Origin of the sequence: Salinispora fenicalii (genome assembly GCF_000514815.1) — a bacterium.
Lineage (GTDB): Bacteria > Actinomycetota > Actinomycetes > Mycobacteriales > Micromonosporaceae > Micromonospora > Micromonospora fenicalii.
Window position 1 is genome coordinate 153,501 of sequence record NZ_KI911472.1, and the last position, 19,137, is coordinate 172,637.

16 protein-coding genes and 1 pseudogene are annotated in these 19,137 nt (G+C 69.0%); 10 read left to right on the forward strand and 7 right to left on the reverse strand.

The genetic code is table 11. From position 1 onward, the window contains the following. Positions 1 to 19 precede the first annotated feature (19 nt). Entirely contained in the window at positions 20 to 1,285 is a 1,266-nt protein-coding gene (locus B116_RS0121695; protein ID WP_027661302.1) for a L,D-transpeptidase, read from the forward strand. Positions 1,286 to 1,370: 85 nt separating this feature from the next. Here the strand turns inward: B116_RS0121695 and B116_RS0121700 are convergent, their stop codons facing one another. The 3 genes from B116_RS0121700 to B116_RS0121710 all read right to left on the reverse strand — a co-directional run bounded on the left by B116_RS0121700 (position 1,371) and on the right by B116_RS0121710 (position 3,301). Next, complete coding sequence (locus tag B116_RS0121700; RefSeq protein ID WP_018723430.1) at positions 1,371 to 1,748, reverse strand: FKBP-type peptidyl-prolyl cis-trans isomerase; 378 nt, start codon at positions 1,746 to 1,748, stop codon at positions 1,371 to 1,373. 141 nt (positions 1,749 to 1,889) lie between these two features. Next, positions 1,890 to 2,453 carry a DoxX family membrane protein gene (locus B116_RS0121705; RefSeq protein WP_027661303.1) on the reverse strand — a complete coding sequence of 188 codons (564 nt, stop codon included), beginning with the start codon at positions 2,451 to 2,453 and terminating at the stop codon, positions 1,890 to 1,892. Between the two features lie 110 nt (positions 2,454 to 2,563). Next, positions 2,564 to 3,301, reverse strand: coding sequence for a helical backbone metal receptor (locus tag B116_RS0121710; RefSeq protein ID WP_027661304.1), 738 nt, complete (start codon positions 3,299 to 3,301; stop codon positions 2,564 to 2,566). 48 nt (positions 3,302 to 3,349) lie between these two features. Between B116_RS0121710 and B116_RS0121715 the strand changes: the two genes are divergently transcribed. After that, positions 3,350 to 4,057 carry a nitroreductase family protein gene (locus B116_RS0121715; protein ID WP_027661305.1) on the forward strand — a complete coding sequence of 236 codons (708 nt, stop codon included), beginning with the start codon at positions 3,350 to 3,352 and terminating at the stop codon, positions 4,055 to 4,057. 858 nt (positions 4,058 to 4,915) lie between these two features. Here B116_RS0121715 and B116_RS0121720 read toward each other — a convergent pair. Together B116_RS0121720 and B116_RS0121725 are read right to left on the reverse strand one after the other, a co-directional pair. Further along, entirely contained in the window at positions 4,916 to 5,254 is a 339-nt protein-coding gene (locus tag B116_RS0121720; protein ID WP_011905986.1) for a histone-like nucleoid-structuring protein Lsr2, read from the reverse strand. A 286-nt stretch (positions 5,255 to 5,540) separates the two neighbouring features. Beyond that, on the reverse strand, positions 5,541 to 7,280 hold the full coding sequence (locus B116_RS0121725; RefSeq protein WP_018723434.1) for a DEAD/DEAH box helicase: 1,740 nt from the start codon (positions 7,278 to 7,280) through the stop codon (positions 5,541 to 5,543). Between the two features lie 290 nt (positions 7,281 to 7,570). On the opposite strand from B116_RS0121725, the gene B116_RS0121730 reads away from it, so the two are divergent. From B116_RS0121730 to B116_RS25705, 3 genes and pseudogenes are all read left to right on the forward strand, one after another. Then, a complete protein-coding gene (locus tag B116_RS0121730) occupies positions 7,571 to 8,533 on the forward strand; it encodes a DUF5715 family protein (RefSeq protein WP_027661306.1) in 963 nt (320 codons plus the stop codon). A gap of 4 nt (positions 8,534 to 8,537) precedes the next feature. After that, entirely contained in the window at positions 8,538 to 10,148 is a 1,611-nt protein-coding gene (locus B116_RS0121735; protein WP_027661307.1) for an asparagine synthetase B family protein, read from the forward strand. A gap of 6 nt (positions 10,149 to 10,154) precedes the next feature. Then, positions 10,155 to 10,730 (forward strand): annotated as a pseudogene (locus tag B116_RS25705) (GyrI-like domain-containing protein); the annotation flags it as partial. A 96-nt stretch (positions 10,731 to 10,826) separates the two neighbouring features. Here the strand turns inward: B116_RS25705 and B116_RS0121745 are convergent. Beyond that, entirely contained in the window at positions 10,827 to 12,269 is a 1,443-nt protein-coding gene (locus tag B116_RS0121745) for an LVIVD repeat-containing protein (protein ID WP_026321940.1), read from the reverse strand. A 247-nt stretch (positions 12,270 to 12,516) separates the two neighbouring features. Between B116_RS0121745 and B116_RS0121750 the strand changes: the two genes are divergently transcribed. Further along, positions 12,517 to 13,191: a DUF305 domain-containing protein gene (locus B116_RS0121750; RefSeq protein ID WP_027661308.1), complete on the forward strand. Its 675-nt coding sequence runs from the start codon at positions 12,517 to 12,519 to the stop codon at positions 13,189 to 13,191. A gap of 21 nt (positions 13,192 to 13,212) precedes the next feature. On the opposite strand, the gene B116_RS0121755 is transcribed toward B116_RS0121750, so the two are convergent. Continuing rightward, the gene (locus B116_RS0121755; RefSeq protein ID WP_027661309.1) at positions 13,213 to 14,556 is read right to left on the reverse strand and encodes a serine/threonine-protein kinase; all 1,344 of its coding nucleotides are present in this window, start codon (positions 14,554 to 14,556) and stop codon (positions 13,213 to 13,215) included. A 213-nt stretch (positions 14,557 to 14,769) separates the two neighbouring features. On the opposite strand from B116_RS0121755, the gene B116_RS0121760 reads away from it, so the two are divergent. Genes B116_RS0121760 through egtD form a run of 4 tightly spaced genes read left to right on the forward strand, consistent with a single transcriptional unit; the run spans position 14,770 to position 19,104 of the window. Next, on the forward strand, positions 14,770 to 16,002 hold the full coding sequence (locus tag B116_RS0121760) for a glutamate-cysteine ligase family protein (RefSeq protein WP_027661310.1): 1,233 nt from the start codon (positions 14,770 to 14,772) through the stop codon (positions 16,000 to 16,002). After that, positions 15,999 to 17,333: an ergothioneine biosynthesis protein EgtB gene (egtB, locus tag B116_RS0121765; protein ID WP_027661311.1), complete on the forward strand. Its 1,335-nt coding sequence runs from the start codon at positions 15,999 to 16,001 to the stop codon at positions 17,331 to 17,333. Before B116_RS0121760 ends, egtB begins: the two co-directional genes overlap by 4 nt. A 10-nt stretch (positions 17,334 to 17,343) precedes the next feature. Continuing rightward, positions 17,344 to 18,090 carry an ergothioneine biosynthesis protein EgtC gene (gene egtC, locus B116_RS0121770; protein ID WP_018723444.1) on the forward strand — a complete coding sequence of 249 codons (747 nt, stop codon included), beginning with the start codon at positions 17,344 to 17,346 and terminating at the stop codon, positions 18,088 to 18,090. A 48-nt stretch (positions 18,091 to 18,138) separates the two neighbouring features. Then, a complete protein-coding gene (gene egtD, locus B116_RS0121775; RefSeq protein WP_027661312.1) occupies positions 18,139 to 19,104 on the forward strand; it encodes an L-histidine N(alpha)-methyltransferase in 966 nt (321 codons plus the stop codon). The last annotated feature ends 33 nt before the right edge of the window (positions 19,105 to 19,137 follow it).

Consider the following 19,137-nt stretch of genomic DNA (forward strand, 5'->3'; position numbering starts at 1 on the left):
CATGAAATTCAGGCGGCGAATGACGCTGCTCACGGTAACTGTTGCGGCCGTATCGGTAGCGCTCGGAGGGTGCACCGCCAGCAAACGCGAGGAGGCCCGGCCGGTTCCGCCGGAACTGACCGTGACGCCGACTGACCGAGCGACGGACGTTCCGATCAGCGCCGAGGTCGGCACCGCGGTCAAGGGCGGGACGATCACCGCGGTCCGCGTCACCGATGACACGGGGGCTGAGGTCAAGGGAGAGCCTCGGGAGGATGGCTCGACCTGGGTGCCGAGTACGCCGCTGAAGTCGAAACGGACATACACGGCCGAGGTTACTGCTACCGGTAGCTCCGGTAAAACCACTACTACCCAGAAGACCACCTTCACTACCAGGCCGAAGTCCACGAAACCGGCAATTACCAGTACGTTGTATTTCACGGGTGACCGGACGTACGGAACCGCTATGCCGGTGACCGTCGCATTCGATCCGCCGATTCCGGAGGAGGCCCGGGCCGCCGTTCAGCGGCGATTGTTTGTGCGGACCAACCCGTCCCAGCCGGGGGTGTGGTCCTGGGTGTCCGACGGCAGCCAGGTTTACTACCGGGCGCCGGACTTCTGGCGACCGGGTACGACGATCAGTTTCCGCTCCGGCTTGGAAGGCCTGCCGATCGGTGAGGAGTACGTAGGCGACGCCGACCGGCGGGCTACCTCGAAGATTGGTCGCCAGGTGGCCTTGGAGATCGACAACGAGACCAAGCAGATGTCGGTGTTTCAGGACGGAAAGCTGCTGCGGGAGCTACCGGTGAGCCTCGGCAAGCCGAGCACGCCAACCTCCAGCGGCAAGATGGTGATCATGGAGAAGCATGAGTTCACCACCTTCGACACCCGTGGCTCCGCGGACCCCTACGTGGTGGATGTCGAGGATGCGCAGCGGCTGACCTGGCGGGGTGAGTTTCTCCACGGCGCGCCCTGGTCGGAGGGAGTTCAGGGGTACCAAAACGTCTCCCACGGCTGTACCAACCTCTCGGCCGCCAGTGCCGACTGGCTCATGGGTGTCACCCAGGTCGGCGACCTGGTGACCATCAAGGGCACCGAGGTGACGTTGAACGAGGGCAACGGCTGGACCGCCTGGAACGTGAGCTGGGAGGAGTACGTCAAGGGCAGCGCCCTGCCGGTGCCGGCCGGCCTGAAGCCGAGTCCGGCCGCCCCGAACCCGGGCGCGGTGGCCGGTGGCTCTCCCGCACCGGTGCCATCCGAGGGCAGCGGCTCCCCGGTCCCGGAGCCCTCCGTGAGCGGTGGCTGACCGTCAGCGCTGAGATGACGGGTGGATCCCGGGCGTTCCCTCCGGCGGGCTGGAGGAACGCCCGGGCCTGGTTGGTTAGACCCGGTCAGCGGAGGCCAACCAGGTCAACGACGAAGACCAGCGTCTCGCCCGGCCGAATGACCCCGCCGGCACCGCGGTCGCCGTAGGCGAGGTGCGGCGGAATGGTCAGTCGCCGTCGGCCGCCGACCCGCATGCCGACCACACCCTGGTCCCAGCCGGCGATGACCCGCCCGCCGCCGAGGGGGAACTCGAGCGGCTCACCGCGGTTCCACGATGCGTCGAACTCACGGCCCGTGGAGTGGGCGACACCGACGTAGTGGACGCGGGCGACCTGCCCGGCCTGCGCCTCCGCTCCCTCGCCAACGGTGATCTCCTCGACGAGGAGGTCGCTCGGCGGCGCGCCCTCGATCGGTCCCACCTCGGGCTTCGTTGCCTGGTTCACCAGCGTCTCCTGTCCTTTGTCGTCCTGCCTGACCTGCCCGATCCTGCCGGATCGCCGCTGGTGGCCGAACTCCTGGGTGGGGCAACACGCTGGGCGGGCATCACCAGTGGTGACGCCCGCCCAGCGTGGCTACTGAGATCGTCAACGGAGCCAGGGCATCCGCCGTACGATCGGTAGTCCGGCCCAGGCCCGACCGAAGCCCCAGGTGTCACCGACGTTGAGCAGGGCGATGACCGCCAGCACCGCGGCGTAGATCAGGTGGTCGTCCATGAACGGGTTGTTCGCCGGGGGCAGGGCGGCCGTCCACATCAGGACCATGAGAAGTCCGCCGGTCGCGGCGGCGACCCGGATGCCGATCCCGAGCAGCAGGGCGGTGCCGATGGCCGCCAGTCCGATCATGAACAACCAGTCGGCCCAGGCCGCGCCCGCGATGCTGTTGTAGAAGCCCTTGAACGGGCCGGTCGCACCGAAGCTCAGGAAGCCGTTCGTCGGGCTGCCACCGTTGATCCAGGCGCTGTCGGTCTCGGTGGCCCGCCCCAGCCCGAACAGCTTGTCGAGAAAAGCCCAGAGGAAGATCCAGCCCAGCGCCAGGCGGATGCCGGCCAGTACGTAGCGGGCGGTACGCCCCTGCCCGGTTTCGACCTGGTTCAGGTTGCTGGTTGTCTCGGTGGCGTACCGCTTGGTTGTTGCGGTCATCGTCTCCACGCCCCTTCCTGCCTGTGCTCGAATGGCACTGTCCGTGGCTCTTCCATTCGACCGCAGCGGCAATGCAGGCGGGCAGGGTCAATCGGGCCCTGCCGGCCGGGACCTTGGGCCTATTGGGGTCCCGCCGGGTGGGTGACCGGTGCCGCCAGCTGGGCGGCCAGGACGGCGGGCGCCTCCACCAGGGACGGGCCGTACCACGTCAGATGGCGACCGGAGACGAGGGCACACGGTAGTTCGGGGAACGCGTCCGGCCCATCATCCACAGTGAAACGGTAGGGCTCATCGGGCAGTACGACCAGCGCAGGAGCCCGGTTGCGGAGCTCGGTCAGGGATGGCCGGGGATACCGCTCGGCGTGGTCGGCGTACAGATTGGTCAGCCCCAGCCGGCGGAGTACGTCCCCGGCGAAGGTGTCCCGGCCCAGCGCCACCCACGGGCGCCGCCAAACCGGCACCACGGCTTGCCGCGGCGGTCCATCCTCGGGCAGTTCCGCCCAGGCGCGGCGGGCGGCCACCAACCACTCGGGTTCACCCGGCGAACCCAACTCGGTGAGGAGCGTGGCCAACTCGGTGAGTGCCCCATCGACGGTACGAGGGTAGGTGACCCGGACCGGCACCCCCGCCGCCACCAGGGCGTCCGCGTCCTCGCGCCGGTTCTCCTCGACGTTGAGCAGGACCACATCCGGCCGGAGCGCGCGTACCCGGTCCAGGTCCGGGTACTTGCTGCCGCCGACCCGGGGCACCTCCAGCCCCACCGGGTGGGTACACCAGTCGGTGGCGCCGACCAGCGCCCCGGGCAGCGTCAACGCCACCGCCTCGGTCAGCGACGGCACCAGTGATACCACCCGCATCCGTTCCACCTCCGGTCGGCCCGTTGCGTCGATCATGCCGGTGCGGGAGTGGCCATGGCCACACGGGAGGCCGACAATGGCCGGATGTCGCCGAACCGTGCTGAGCAACCGCCCGCCGTCCGACCGCTATCCGACTACGGTGTGCCGCCTGCGGCGGCGCTGGCTCGCGTACGTGGGTTCGCCGATGCGATGGTCCAGCGCCGTACGGTGCGGGACTTCAGCGAGAAGCCGGTCCCGGAGGGGGTGCTCGAGTATGCCCTTCGGGCGGCGGCCTCGGCGCCGAGTGGCGCGAATCGGCAGCCGTGGCGGTTCGTGGTGGTTACCGAGCCGGAGCTCAAGCGGCGGCTGCGTGTCGCCGCTGAGGCCGAGGAGCGGGTGTTCTACGAGCAGCGCGCGCCGCAGGAGTGGCTGTCGGCGCTGGCACCGCTGGGAACGGATGCGAGTAAGCCGTTCCTGGAGATCGCCCCAGCGGTGATCGTCGTTTTCGAGCTGCACCGTGGCCCGCAGAGTCCGCGTCCCTACTACGTCAAGGAGTCGGTGGGGATCGCGGTCGGGCTACTGCTCGCCGCGCTGCACCAGGCCGGCCTCGCCACCCTGACCCATACCCCGAGTCCGATGCGCTTCCTCAACGAGTTGTTGGACCGGCCTGCTGAGGAGCGGGGGAACCTGATTATTCCGGTCGGCTACCCGGCGGAGGGGGCGACCGTGCCGGACATCTGCCGCAAGCCGCTGGACGAGGTGGTCGTCTGGCGCTGACCTGGGGCGCGGTCTTCATCGTCGACCGCCCGAGCTGTAGGGGACCCGCACGTACCCAGATCATGGGACGAAGGCCGACTACGGAAGCAAGGACGAGGAAGAGCAGAAGCATTGGTCGGTGGCTCGGTATCGACCGTTCGGGACGGGACTGGCGGTGCTCTGCCGTGTCGTGTCGCCAGTTGCTCCTGATGCGGCCGGCGTCGGAGCTATCGACCGCATCGTGATGACTAGTCGCACTGCCTTCCGAAAACCGCTAGCCCGCGTGGTCCAGCAGTGACTTGGTAAACCCGCCGGGGCGATGTGGAGGGCGGCGACGAAGGAGGGATTTCGGCCGAGATCTGGCGGGGATCGGTTGCCCGGACAGCGATCCGGCAGTCGACATCTTTGCTCTCGGGGGCTGATTGCTGCTTGTGCAGAATTTGGAGCATATCACCCATCATCGATCGAGTTGGACGGGTGAAGCCGCTGCCGTTCATCAACAGGGATCACGCTATCGCCGATGCGGGCCGTCGGCTTGCTGTGCCCATCGTGGGACCCTTAACTGACTTGCCTGAACCGACTGCAGCTAAGTCCGGTGGCGGACTGGTGTGACCCCGAGCCTCGGTCACGGTTGAATGTCGGCAAGCCCGGATCAATTCAGCTACCGGGCGCCCGTCGGTGGTCCGGCGATTTCGGTTCCTCGCGGTCGATTGCGCAACCGTGTCCGTGCCGGGTGGAGCTGCGCCCGGCCGGGCGACCGCCCGCAGGCATGGTGGTGCGTGTGGGGCGCGTACCTGGCGGCGGGCCGTTGGCCGGCGCAATAGACGACGGGGCCGTGCCGGAATCGGCACGGCCCCGCTCGGGTGGGTACCCAGGCGCTCAGCGCTTCTTGTACGCCTCGACGACCTCCACCGGGATGCGACCGCGCTCAGAAATCTTGTAGCCGTTCTGCACGGCCCATTCCCGGATCGCGCGGTTCTGCTCCCGGTCTATTCCGGTGCTGGTGCCCCGTCGCAGTGCCCGCGACGTGTCCACGCCGCCACGGCCGATCCTGCGGCCGGCGCTCAGATACGGATCCAGCGTCTTCCGGAGGATGCCCGCATTCTCATCGGACACGTCGATGGTGTACGCCACGCCGTCCAGGCTGAACTCGACGGTCCGATCGGCTTTTCCGCCGTCGAGGTCGTCGGTCAGAACCGTGATTACTTTTCTTGCCATGGCCGATTACTCCCTGTGTGGGGGCGGGGTGTGGTCAAAGTTTGACCTATCCCTGGCCATTTTCGCAACAAAACGCGTCGACTTCATTTCGGGTGTGACGAAATCTGGTGCCCAATCGGCATGGCCGCAACCGAAAACGCCTCGGGCGCACCAGTGCCGACCGTCGTTGGCCGGCAGGTGCGCCCGGAGTTTGGCAGCACTGGTAGCGAGGCGCCCTTCGCCATCACCGAGGGCCAGAAAATGTGCCCTCGTTAATGTCAGGACGTCGGCGAGGGCCCCGCCCCGCTCAACGGTGCTGCCGGCGGCGGTCACCCCCGTCGGTGTCCCGGTCGCGGCGAACGGTTGCCCGGCGTCCCTTGATGGTGCTGCCGCGCAGCCCGGAGATCACCTCGTCGGCCAGCCCCGCCGGCACCTCGACCAGCGAGAAGCGGTCTGCGATTTCGATCGAGCCAATGTCCCGTCCGTTCATGCCGGTCTCGCCGGTGATCGCGCCGACCAGATCCTGCGGTCGGACCCCGGCCCGCCGACCCAGCCCGACGAAGACCTGGGTGGTGCCGGCGCTCCGCGGCCGCCCCGGCCGGCGCTCACCCCGGCCCTCGTGCCCCGGTCGGCCGCTGCGGGCTGAGCGAACCGCGATCTGCGGGATCTCTTCTTCCTCCTCCAGCGCTCCCGGCAGGGTGGCCTCGTGGGCCAGGCGTACCGCGGCGAGAGCAACCTCCATCAGGTCGAACTCGTCGCTCAGCGACTCGACGATTACCCGGAACGGCTCCAGGTCGTCCTCCAACAGGCTCTCTCGCAGCGCGGCCTGGGTGAGTTCCAGGCGACGGTTACGCAGGTCCGCCACGGTGGGGATCTTGTCGATGGTGATCCGTTGGCCAGTGACCCGTTCGATGGTCTTGAGCATCCGGTGTGCCCGCGGCTCGGCGAGAGTGATCGCCACGCCCTCCCGGCCGGCTCGCCCCACCCGGCCGATCCGGTGCACGTACGACTCGGGTGCCGAGGGAACGTCGTAGTTGACGACATGGCTGAGCTGCTCAACATCCAGGCCCCGCGCCGCCACGTCGGTGGCCACCAGCAAGTCGGCGGTGCCAGCGCGCAGCCGACCCATCACCCGGTCCCGCTGCTCCTGACTCATCCCGCCATGCAGCGCCTCGGCCCGGTAGCCGCGACCGTTCATCGTCTCGGTGAGCCGGTCAACCTCTTCCCGGCTGCGACAGAAGACGATCGCCGCGGTGGGGGACTCGACGTCCAGCACCCGGCCCAGCGCGGCGGGTTTGTGCGCCCGGGCCACCAGGTACGCGCTCTGCCGTACCCGGGGTGCCTCGCCGGCTACCGGCTTCTCCCGCGCGATGAGGATGCGGATCGGGTCGGTCAGGTGGGCCCGGGCCATGCCGTCGATCCGGGCCGGCATGGTCGCCGAGAACAGCACGGTCTGCCGTTGTTCTGGCGCGTGTTCCAGGATCGCCTCAATGTCCTCGGCGAAGCCCATGTCCAGCATTTCGTCCGCCTCGTCCAGCACGACGGTGCCGACGTTACCTAGGCGGAGGGTGCCACGAGCGATGTGGTCGAGCGCTCGGCCGGGGGTGGCCACCACGATGTCCACCCCGGCGTCCAGGGCCCGCAGTTGCCGGCCGATCGGCTGGCCGCCGTAGATCGGCAGCACCCGGGCGCCGAGTTCCTTGCCGTATCGATGGAACGCCTCCGAGACCTGCACCGCCAGCTCTCGGGTGGGCACCAGCACCAGTGCCACCGGATCGGCGGTCGCCCGGTCGGGAGGCATCCGCTGCAGCAGTGGTAGGGCGAACGCGGCCGTCTTGCCGGTGCCCGTGGCGGCCTGGCCGAGTAGATCCCGTCCGGCGAGCAGGGGAGGGATGGCCTCCCGCTGGATCGGCGTCGGCTCCTCGTAGCCGAGCGCGGCGAGCGCGGCGAGGAGCTCGTCGCGCAGGCCCAGGTCGACGAAGGCGATCGCCTCGTCGTCAGTGGACGGTTCGGCGGTTGGATCTGGCCTAACGGGTGCGGAACTCATGCGTCAAGCCTTTCATCACGACTCGGGGCCCGCTTCGCCGACCGGCACATCATGGCCGCGCGCCGGTGCTACCACGTACGGCGGCGGGTTGCTAACTCAGGTGGCGTGGCCGCGGCGCCGCCGGGTTCCTGGCTAGCTGTCCAGATGATGATGGTTCACGACCCACGACACTCTTTGACTTCTTAACGGGGATATAGGAGGAACATTCGAACTACTACCCGTAAAACGTGATTACGATTTCACGCAGAGTGACGTTCCCCGTGGTGTGGTGACGAGAGAGGGGGCCGACGATGCGTATGCCCAGTCGAAGCCAGGGCCAGCCGCCCGGCCCGTCCATCCCGGCTGCTTCGGCCCGGCGTGCGGCGGCGGATCTGCCCCGGCGGCTTCCGGCTAGCGAGCCGGACCTGGACGCGTACCGAGCCGCCGTCGCCGACCTGCTGATCGAGGTGGGTGCGCTCGCCGGGGTCGCCAGCACCGTAGCCCGGCAGGTGCTGATCGACCAGCGGCTGCGCGAGCCGGCCATCGCCGCGGTGCTGGATGCCACTCCATCGGGCCTGGTCGGCGCGCGCGAGACGCTGCTGTTGGAGATGGCTCGCTACCAGCCAAGCGAACGCAGTTCCGCAGCCGACCTTACCGCCCTGGTTCGGATCTACCTGCTTTCGCGCATCGATGTTATGTGGTGGCGCGACGCTACCAACTACCGCACCGACGAGCAGGTCAACCAGAGCACCGACCTGGTTGACCTGGAGTGGCTGCGTCGCCGGGATTTGCTGCGCTTCCGCTACCAGGGACAGCCGGCCACGCTCTTTGATCGTGGGTTGCGGGCGCTGCGGCGCCGAATTCGCCCTTGCGCCGCTCCTCAGACAGCCGGGCTGCTGTTCCGTCGAACCCGCCGGGAGATGGTGGCCCTGCTCAATGACGTCGCCCGCGAGTTCACGGCCCATGCCCCCGCCGGTACCCCGCCGCTCTGGGTGACCAGCCTGGTCCGCAGCGCGGAGCACCAACATCGGCTGCGACGGCTCGGGTACGCCGCGATGCTGCCCAGCGGGCACTGCCTCGGCTGGGCCGCAGACGTGGAAATGACCTGGTTCGAGCGTTTCGGAGCTCGGGAGGTCCTTGCCGAACTGCTTCTCGCCCGGCAGCGGGCAGGCGAGGTCAACGTGGTTGACGAGGGGCAGGCCTGGCACCTGTGCCTCGCACCCGGGGCGCGCGGTCGGCTACGTCGGGTGTACGAAGCTGAGCTGGGGGTCTGAACGGATGTGCGGGATCGCGGTGAGCCTCGGTCCGGCGGCCGATCCGGCCGTCTTCCGACGGATGCTCGCCACCCTGGAGCCACGAGGTGAGGTGACCGAGACCTGGTCCGAAAATGGCCTGCTCACCGGGGTGCGCCGGCTGCCGGTAGTGGACCGGAAACGGGCGGTGCAACCCTGGGTCTCCGCCGACGAGCGGTGGGTGCTCTGCTACAACGGCGAGGTCTTCAACCACCACGAGCTGCGCGCGGAGCTGACCGCGTTGGGATACCGCTTCCGTGGGGTGAGCGACACCGAGGTGGTACTCGCCGGGTACTTGCACTGGGGTGAGGCGATCGTCTCCCGGCTGCGCGGTGAGTACGCCTTTGTGATCGTCGAACGGGCCAACGGACGTGCGTACCTGGTGCGTGACCCGCTCGGCGTGAAGCCACTGTACTGGGCCCAGACTCCGGGCTGTCTGCACGTGGCGAGCGAGGTCAAGGCCCTGGTCGGCCTCGGCGCACCGGTCACCGAGGTACCGCCCGGACACCACGGTTGGGTGCAGGCCGACGCCACAGCCCGCCTGCGTCCGTACGTCAACCTGCTCGCCCTCGGTGCGGGGTTGCCGGCGGTGGAGGACCCGGACGAGGCCGCCCTGCTCGTCCGGGCCGCCCTCACCGACAGCATCCGGGCGCGGCTGGACACCGATCTCACCGTCGGCGTGGTCCTCTCCGGTGGCCTGGACAGTTCACTCGCGCTGCTACACGCCCGCGAACTGCACTCGGACTGCGTCGCGGTCACCGTCGGTGTGCCGGAGAGCCCCGACCTGCGCTACGCGCGTCGGCTGGCGAAAGACCTTGGAGTCCCGCACGAGGTGGTGGAGCTACAGCCGCGGGACATCCGCCTGGCCCAGATCCGGGAGGCGATCCGAATTTCGGAACTCACCGAGTACGGCGACATCATCAACGCCGTGGTCTCGGTGCCGCTCTTCCGGCGGCTGCGCGAGTTGGGCGTCAAGGTGGCGCTCACTGGCGACGGCTCGGACGAGTTGTTCGGCGGATATCCGATGTACCACCGGGTCGGCCCGCAGGCCGCCCGCCGGCTATTTCTTCACAAGATCAGCAACCTCTGCCGTACGGAGCTGCAACGCGTCGATCGCACCAGCATGGCGTACGGAGTGGAGGCCCGGGTGCCGTTCCTCGACCCGAGCGTGGTCGAGCTAGCGATGCGGCTGCCGATCGGGCTGAAGCTGCGCGCGGGGCAGGAGAAATGGATCGTCCGGCAGGCCTTCGCCGATCTGCTGCCGGACTACATTCGGCAGCGACCGAAGAACCCGATGTCGTACTCCTCCGGTCTGCACGAGCGGGCCCGGCTCTACAAGCCGGTCTTCGCCCGGTTGCACCGTTCCTTCCGCTACGACTTGGCCGAGCCAGTGCGCCGGGACTTCGACCGCGTGCTGACCAGCTGCGGCAACGACCTGGACCGGGCCATCGCCGCTGGCCAAGCCCGCCCGGACTACACGGTGCTGGAGCACGCCCGAGATCTCGTCGGCGCGGCGAGGTGGAACGCGGCGCCGGTCGTGCGCCGACTGGTCGGGCCGCGGCGCAGCCGGGGGGACGACGTGTCGGCGCCCGGCTAAGGATGGCTGCGTCGGGCCCAGCTGGAGGCGCAGCTTGCGGCGGATGCCGCGCGGTTGACCCGGATCGAGGCGAGGCTCCGGGCGATCGAAAGAGAGGGCCGGATGACCACACAGGATGTCGTGCTCAAGGAGCTACCGACGCTCCGCGTCGCGGAGTTGACAGCAACGGCGGCCAGCTACGAGCCCGGCGACATCGGTCCGGCGATCCAGCCGCTCTACCCGGAGTTGTTCCGGCGGCTGGCCGTGGCGCAGACGGCACCGACCGGGCCGAGCCTGGCCTATTACGAGCCGGCCGGGGACGGTGAGCAGGTTGTGGTGCACGCCGCCATCGAGGTCGCGGTCAGCCCGGAACGGGCGTGGGACTTCGCGGTCGTTGACCTGCCGGCGGTGCCGGCAGCGGCCACGGTGATTCACCGCGGGCCGATGGATGAGGTCGCGGGAACCCTACAGCTGCTGGCTCAGTGGATTGAGGAGAACGGTTGGCGGGCCGAGGGCTACGCCCGTGAGCTGTACGTGGAGTACTGTGCCGATGATCCCGTGACCGGGGTGACGGAGCTACAGCAACCAGTGACCCGGGTCTGACCTACCGCCGGGCCAGAGGGGGACGGGGGTCGACTTCCGAGTGGAAGCCGCCCCCCGTTGCCGTAGGTCGTGATCGGCTCTGCGGGTACCCGTCGGCTACCGGCCGAAGCGACCGGTCTGGGTCTGTACGTTCAACTCTGAGTAGCGGACGAAGTTGGCTGTCCAGGTGCGCCAGTCGGTGAGCCGGAGAACGTCGAGGCCCTTGGCGATGTCGTTGGAGTAGATGTAGCCGTTGTACCAGTACGCGGACCAGGAGCCGCCGGTGATGAGGTTCTCCTCGTCCAGCGGACCCCGCTCCCAGTACGCGATCTCGCGGGGATTGGCTGAGTTGGTGAAGTCCCAGACCGAGATGCCACCCTGGTACCACGCCTGGACCATGATGTCCCGCCCGAATACCGGGATCAGCGAGCCGTTGTGCGCCACACAGTTCTCGGTGTTGGTGTTCTCCCGCGGGATCTTGAAATAGCTGCCGAAGACCATGGTGCGGTCGTCGCCGCGACCGGTGATGTCGTAGACCGCGTCGGCCCCCCGGTTGGGGCCGATGACCTCGTTGCAGGTGGGGGCGCCGCCACCGCCCAGCTCATCCGTGAAGATCACCTTTGTGCCGGCGTTGTTGAACGTCGCGGAGTGCCAGAAGGCGAAGTTTTCGGTGTCCCGGACTCGATTGATGACTCGGGGTGCCTCCCGGTCCGAGATGTCCATCAGGATTCCGTCACCCATGCAGGCGCCGGCGGCCAGATTCTTCGACGGGTAGGCAGTGATGTCGTGGCAACCACTGGTCGCCGACTTCTGCCCCGGCACGCCCTCGTAGCCGCCGTCGGGGAAGAGGTTCGGCACGGCCACGACCGCCGCCTCGGTGGGTCGGTGTACCGGCACCTTCACGATGGAGATCGAGTCGTGCGGGGGCGGGCAGCCGACGTACGTGTCCGACGGGCCGTACGACGAGACGTAGATGTACATCGTCGCCCTGTTTCGGCCGGGCACCAGCGTGTGGGTGTGCGAACCACAGGCGGTCTGCACGCTCTTCAGGTAGCGGGGGTTGGCCTTGTCGCTGATGTCGAAGATCTTGATGCCCTCCCACTGGGTCTCGCTCGACGGCACTCTGGTGCTGTCGCACGAGTCGTCGCTGCGGGGCGAGTCGGTGGAGAGGAAGAGCAGGTCACCGTGGACGGAGATGTCATTCTGTGAGCCCGGGCAGAGCACGCGGGAGACGACCGTCGGTGCGGCCGGACGCGAGATGTCGTAGATGACGAAGCCGTTGTAGTTGCCGGCGAAGGCGTACCGGCCCTGGAAGGCGAGGTCGCTGTTCGTCGCGTCGAGCGGTGTCTCTTTTGGCAGGTTGACGACCAGCTTCAGGTTGGGGCTGCTGCGGATCTCGTCAACCCCGGGGATATCCGTGGTAGTGACGGCGCTGGACTCGGTGGTGGCCGCCCTGGCGTCGTGGGGCGCTGCGGCGACCACACTTGTCAGGAGAAGGCCGGCCGCGGCCAGGCTCAGCGTGCCGAGCCAGCGGGACCGCGGCGTGCAGGATCTGCTCATCGGCGGGGCCCTTCGCGAGGTGTGACGACTGGCCACACCCTACCGCTGTAATGGCGAGTGTCGATAGATATTGCGGTTGATCAGCGTTGGTTCGCGCCCGGTCTGCCGCTGGCTGATCCCGACGGCGTTGAAGCCCTGGGCCTGCCGGTCGCCTCTTCGCTGAGCGAAGGGAGGTGACTCCCGTCACATATACTCTCGGTTGTCGATGGCTACGATCCTCGTGACCTTGACCTCCAGGGGGTGTCGGATGACCGTGCGGGGTAGGTGGGTGTTGGCGGCTGTCGCCACGATGGCTCTGTTGCTCGGCGTGGTGGTGTGGTCGGGGGTCGCCCAGGACCGGTCGCGATCCGTCGTGCCGATGGCAACCGGGGGTAGCGACGATCCCGGCCCGCCGGTCATCGTGCCCGGCCGCCCCGGAGAGCCGGCTCGGGTCCGCCCCGCCGACGAGGTGCGGGCAATCGCCACTGGAGCGCACAACTCGCTGGATACCTGGTACGTCCAGATGATGATCCCGCATCATGAGCAGGCTCTGGAGATGTCGGAGCTGGTCCCGGGGCGGGCCGCTGATCCGCAGGTGGTGGCGTTGGCTGAGCGGATCCGGGCCAGTCAGGCGCCGGAGATCGAGCTGCTGCGGGCCTGGCTCAAGGCCCGCAACCTACCGGTGGAGGTTCCCGGGCACGACCACGACGCGATGCGTGGCATGCAGTCGCCGGAGGCGATGCGCCGTCTCGCCGAGTCTCGGGGGGCCGAGTTCGACCGACTCTTTGTGGAGATGATGAGCGATCACCATGCCGGGGCCGTCGAGATGTCCATCGACCTGTTGAAGGTCGGGGCGGAGCCGATCCTGCTGGAGTTCGCGAACTCGGTCGCCGTCGAACAGAACGTTGAGATCGGCCGGATGCGGGAACTACTCGGCAGTTGATCGGCTGACACGGCTTCGACGCTACGGATCAGGGGTGGCGGTCGGGCCCGGTGGCGTCGTCGTCGAGTCGTCGCTCGGTGGGGGCTCGGGCTCTGACGTTGAGGGCTCGGGCGTTGGGGAGGTCGGCTGCTCGCTCGGGCTCGGCGATGCGTCCGCCGATGTCGATGCTGATGCCGAAACTGACATCGATGCCGTCGCCGATGCCGTCGGTGTCGGCATCGGCGGTGGCTTGCTGGCGGGCCTGTTCGGTCGGTCGGGACGCTGTGGCACCGAGCTGGTAGTCGCGGCGGGCGGCGGCGCCGCCCCGCCGTCACCCGTGGCCGTCGGCGCTGACGACGGCGTCCCGCCCGGCGGCCCGTCCGCGGCAGCGCTGATAGCCGCCACAGCGGCCAGGCCAGCGACCGCTACCACCGCGGTGGCCACCGCCCCGACCAGCGGTCCGCGTCGAGTCGGGCGGTCCGGTTCAATGATCGGGTTGTCGGTCAGGGTCGTCGGCTCGGCGGTGCGCAGTGTCGCTGATCCGGTCGGGGTCAACGTCGTGGTCGCCGCAGTGGGGTCCGACACGGCGGCACGGGCGGCCGCTGCCATCGCAGACCCATTGCTGAATCGGCTCTCGGGGTTCTTCGCCAAGGCTCGGCGGACCAGTGCCCGCACCGCCTCCGGGATGTCGTGGGGCAGTTCGGGCGGGTCTTCGTCGAGGTGCGCGACGGCGACCTGCAGCGGACTCTCCCCGGTGAATGGTGGACTGCCGCTGAGGCAGCAGTAGGCCACCGCGCCGAGCGCGTAGATGTCCGTGGCGCCGGAGACCGGCCGCCCGGCGGCCTGCTCCGGCGCCATGTAGAGCGCGGTTCCCGGTACGGCGTTGGTGTTGGTGATGCTTGTCACGTTCGTCGAACGGGCTACCCCGAAGTCGACCAGCACGACGGTGCCGTCTTCCTGCACCACCAGGTTGCTTGGTTTGATATCCCGGTGCACGACGCCGCGGCGGTGCACGGTCTCCAGTGCCTGTGCGGCCTGCTCGACGATTGACATGGTCTCGGCCACGTCGAGGCGACCGGCGGCCTCGATTCGCCGTGACAGGGGCTCGCCGGTGACAAATTCCATGATCAGGTAGTTGGCCTGGTCGCCGGTGGGCAGTTCGTCCGCGCCGCAGTCGAAGACCTGCACCACTCCCGGGTGCCGCAGGGCGGCCATGATGCGCGCCTCGGACCGGAACCGGGTGATGAAGTCGGGGTCACAGACGAGCGCTGGCAGCAGCACCTTCACCGCCACGGGTCGGTCCAGCACCAGATCGACGCCCCGCCAGACGTCCCCCATGCCGCCGGTGGCGATCCGTTCGTCCAAGCGGTATCGACCACTGAGCACGACACCCGATGTCAACACGCCAACACCGTACCTACAACGAGTGGAGGCGATGCCGGGCGGCGTCTCACGCCACGTGGTGCCCCGAATTCCACCCGGATTCACGGAGTTCGTCTGCTAGACAGAGGGAGACCGGCCCGCGGGCACCCACCTTCGTCGGTGATCCGCGTTACGGTGTCACGGGTCGGACGTCGGCGCGGCGAAGGGGGCCGAACCATGGTGACGTCGCCGGAGGTGGACCACGGAACGGTCCTGACCTCCTCGGCTGCGGTTGCGAGCCACCTGTCCCGGATCTGCTTCAAGACCGGCCCACCCCGATGGCTCGGCGTCGAGCTTGAATGGACCGTGCACGACGCCGTTGACCCCGCCCGCCCGGTCGGGGCCAACCGCCTGCGGGCTGCCCTGGGGCCGCACAGCCCCCGCACCTTGGACACCACGAGCCCCGCCCAACCGCTGCGGCACGGCGGCTCCGTCACCGTCGAGCCCGGCGGGCAGGTGGAGATCTCCACCGCAACACATGCCTCCGTCGTGGCCCTCATTACCGCTACCGAAGCCGAGATCGCCGAGCTCACCGCGCTTCTCGGGCGGGCCGGGCTGGTCCTCGGCGCCGGCGGCATCGACGCCCACCGGTCACCCCGTCCCGTGTTCGAGACCCCGCGGTACCGGGCGATGCGCCAGGTCTTCGACCGTCGTGGCCCGGCCGGTCGCAGAATGATGTACAGCACCGCCAGCCTCCAGATCTGCCTGGACGTTGGCGAGGAGGACCAGCTCGCCGACCGGTGGGCTACGGCGCACGCGATTGGTCCACCTTTGATCGCCGCCTTTGCCACCGCCGGGCAGCACGCCGGGCGACCGACCGGCTGGGTCTCCGCCCGGATGGCCGCGTGGCTCGCCATCGACCCGGCGCGGACCCGGGCAGTGTGGACTCCCGAGCAGGACGCCGCGGATCCGATCGCCAGTTGGACGGCGTACGTCCTCGCCGCCCCGTTGCTATGCGTGCGGGACGGGCCGGACTGGACGGCTCCGGTCGGCGTCACCTTCGCCGACTGGCTGGCTGGCGCGCTGCCCCGACCTCCCACAGTCGACGATCTCGACTACCACGTGAGCACGCTCTTTCCGCCGGTGCGCCCCCGCGGCTACCTGGAGTTGCGCTACCTCGATGCCCAACCGGAAGGCAGTTGGTCCGTGCCGGTGGCGGTGGTCGCCGCGTTGCTCTCCGAGCCGGCTGTTACCCGGGCCGCCCGATCGCTCGTCGGGGCGCAGGCACAGCGATGGATCGCCGCCGCCCGGCACGGCCTGCACGATGACGCTCTCGCGGCGACGGCCGCCGATCTGCTTGATTTGGCGCTGACCGTGTTGCCCCGGCTGGGGCTGCCGCCCGCGCTGCACGACGACATTGACCGAGGCGTACGACGGCGGCGGGAGGCCGCGGGAAGGAGGCGGCGGTGACCGGAACGACCGACCGGCCCGACGGGGTACGACTGCGGGAGCATATCGCGACAGAGCTGGGCCGTGCCCGGGCCCGTACCGAGGTGTTGACCGACGCGGTTGACGACGCCGACCTGGTGCGACAGCACTCCCCGCTGATGTCGCCCCTGGTGTGGGACCTCGCCCATGTCGGCAACCAGGAAGAGCTCTGGCTGGTGCGGGACGTTGGCGGCCGGGAGCCGGTCCGCCAGGACATCGATGAGCTCTACGACGCCTTCAAGCAGCCCCGCCGGGACCGGCCAGCGCTGCCGTTGCTGCCGCCGCCGCAGGCACGGGCATACGTGGCGACGGTCCGGGACAAGGTCTTTGACCTCCTCGACGGGGTGACCTTCACCGATCGGCGGCTGGTCGCCGATGGCTTTGCCTTCGGCATGATCGTCCAACACGAGCAGCAGCACGACGAGACAATGCTCGCGACCCACCAGCTGCGCGCCGGTCCGGCCGTTTTCGACGCGCCACCTCCGCCAGAGCCCCGAGTCCGGGTGGGTGGGGAGGTACTGGTCCCGGCGGGTGAGTTCACCATGGGTACCGACACCGACCCTTGGGCGCTCGACAACGAGCGTCCCGCCCACCGGGTCTACCTGCCGGCGTACGCCATCGACGCGGTGCCGGTTACCAATGGCGCGTACGCGGCCTTCGTCGCCGAGGGTGGGTATCGCGACCCACGTTGGTGGAGCGCCGCGGGGTGGGCGCACCGGCAGGAGGAGGGCCTGACTGCACCGTTGCACTGGCGCCCGGATGGCCACGGCTGGGCCTACCGCCGCTTCGGCCGGTGGGCGCCGGTACGCGACGACGAGCCGGTGGTGCACGTCAGCTGGTACGAGGCGCAGGCCTACGCCAACTGGGCGGGAAAGCGGTTGCCGACCGAGGCGGAGTGGGAGAAGGCAGCCCGCTGGGACCCGGCGACCGGCCGGTCTCGCCGCTACCCGTGGGGCGACGAGGAGCCGACGACCAACCACGCCAACCTCGGCCAGCGGCACCTTTGGCCGGCGCCGGTCGGGGCCTATCCGGCGGGTGCGTCGCCGCTCGGTGTCCACCAGCTGATGGGCGACGTGTGGGAGTGGACCTCGACTACCTTCCGTGGCCATCCCGGCTTTACCGCTTTTCCCTACCGGGAGTATTCCGAGGTCTTTTTCGGCGACGACTACCGGGTGTTGCGTGGCGGATCATTCGGCACCGACCGGGCGGCCTGCCGGGGCACCTTCCGTAACTGGGACTACCCCATTCGCCGGCAGATCTTCAGTGGCTTCCGCTGCGCCCGGAACGCTGCTCCCGAAGAGGCACCCGAGTGAGGGCTGGCTGATGTGTCGTCACCTGGTCTATCTCGGTCCGCCGATCACCCTGCGGGAGTTGCTCTTCGATCCGCCGGCGTCACTGGTTCGTCAGTCCTGGGCGCCGAAGGACATGCGTCGCGGTGGGGTGATCAATGCCGACGGCTTTGGTGTCGGCTGGTACTCGGACGACGGCGATCCGGTCCGTTACCGGCGGTCCCAGCCGATCTGGACTGACCCGACGATCGCCCAGCTTGCCGACGTCACCCGTGCGGGCGCGATCCTCGCGGCGGTCCGGTCCGCAACCGTCGGCATGCCGGTGCTCGAGACGGCCGCCGCGCCGTTTATGGAAGGGCGGTGGCTGTTCAGCCACAACGGGGCGGTGCGCGGCTGGCCGGACAGCGTTGCCCCGCTCGCTGGTGCGCTGCCGGTGCGTGACCTGCTCACCCTCGACGCGCCCACCGATGCGGCGCTGCTCTGGGCGTTGGTCCGGCACCGGCTGCGTGCCGGGGTCGAGCCGGCCCGCGCGGTGGCGGAGACGGTTGTGGCGGTGGGTCGGGCCGCCCCCGGGTCCCGAATCAACCTGCTGCTGACCGATGGGCAGACGGCGGTGGCGAGTGTCGCCGGGCACAGCCTGTCAATCCTTCAGACGCCGAACTCGGTGCTGCTGGCGTCCGAGCCGCACGATGACGACCCCGACTGGCAGGCGGTGCCAGAGGGGCAGCTGGTGGTGGCGACCGCTACTGGGGCGCGGACTTCTGCCCTGCCGGCGGAGTGACCGCCAGGAGATTTCGAGACCCCGAGATTCGATGAGGAAGGGACAGACATGAGCGCAGAGCCGCTGGAGATCCACCTCGAAGAGCAGGACCTGGGACGCAGCCTGCGGCAAGATGTCCGTGCCGGGTTGACCGCCGAGGAGAAGTGGCTGTCCCCGAAGTGGTTCTACGATGCTCGGGGCAGCCAGCTCTTCGAGGAGATCACCCGGCTGGCGGAGTACTACCAGACCGGGGCCGAACGCGCGGTGCTGCTGGATCGGGCTGCTGAGATCGCGACGGTGAGCGGTGCCAAGACGCTGATCGAGCTGGGCTCTGGTTCCTCGGAGAAGACCCGGCTACTGCTGGACGCGTTCACTCGACACGGCGACCTGGGCACCTTTGTGCCACTGGACGTGTCGGTGAGCGCCCTGCGCGAGTCCACCGCCCGGATCGCCGCGGACTATCCGGGCCTGCGCGTCCGTGGAATCGTCGGCGACTTCACCCGGCATCTTGACCGGCTGCCGGCGGGCGGGCGGCGGCTCGTGGTGTTTCTCGGTGGGACGATCGGCAACCTGCTGCCGGCAGAGCGCGCCGAGTTCCTGGCGGCGATGCGCGCCGCGCTGGAGCCGGGGGACTGGCTGCTGGTCGGCACCGACCTGGTCAAGGATCCGGCGGTCATTGTTCCCGCATACGACGACGCGGCGGGGGTGACCGCCGAGTTCAATCGCAACGTGCTGCAGGTGATCAACCGGGAGCTGGGTGCCGATTTCGACCCAGCGGCCTTCGACCACGTCGCGCTCTGGAATCCGAAGCGGGAGTGGATCGAGATGCGGCTGCGAGCCCGGCACCCGATGCGGGTGCAGGTGCTCGACATCGAGGTGGCGTTCGCCGCCGGGGAGGAGCTGCGGACCGAGGTCTCGGCGAAGTTCCGACCCGAGGGGATCGCGGCGGAGCTGCGCGCGGCGGGCTTCGTCACCAGTGAGTTCTGGACGGATCCGGCCGGCCTGTTCGGCGTCACGCTCGCCCGCGCCGAGTAGGCGGAAGTCGCCGTCCCTTCCTCGACTCACCAG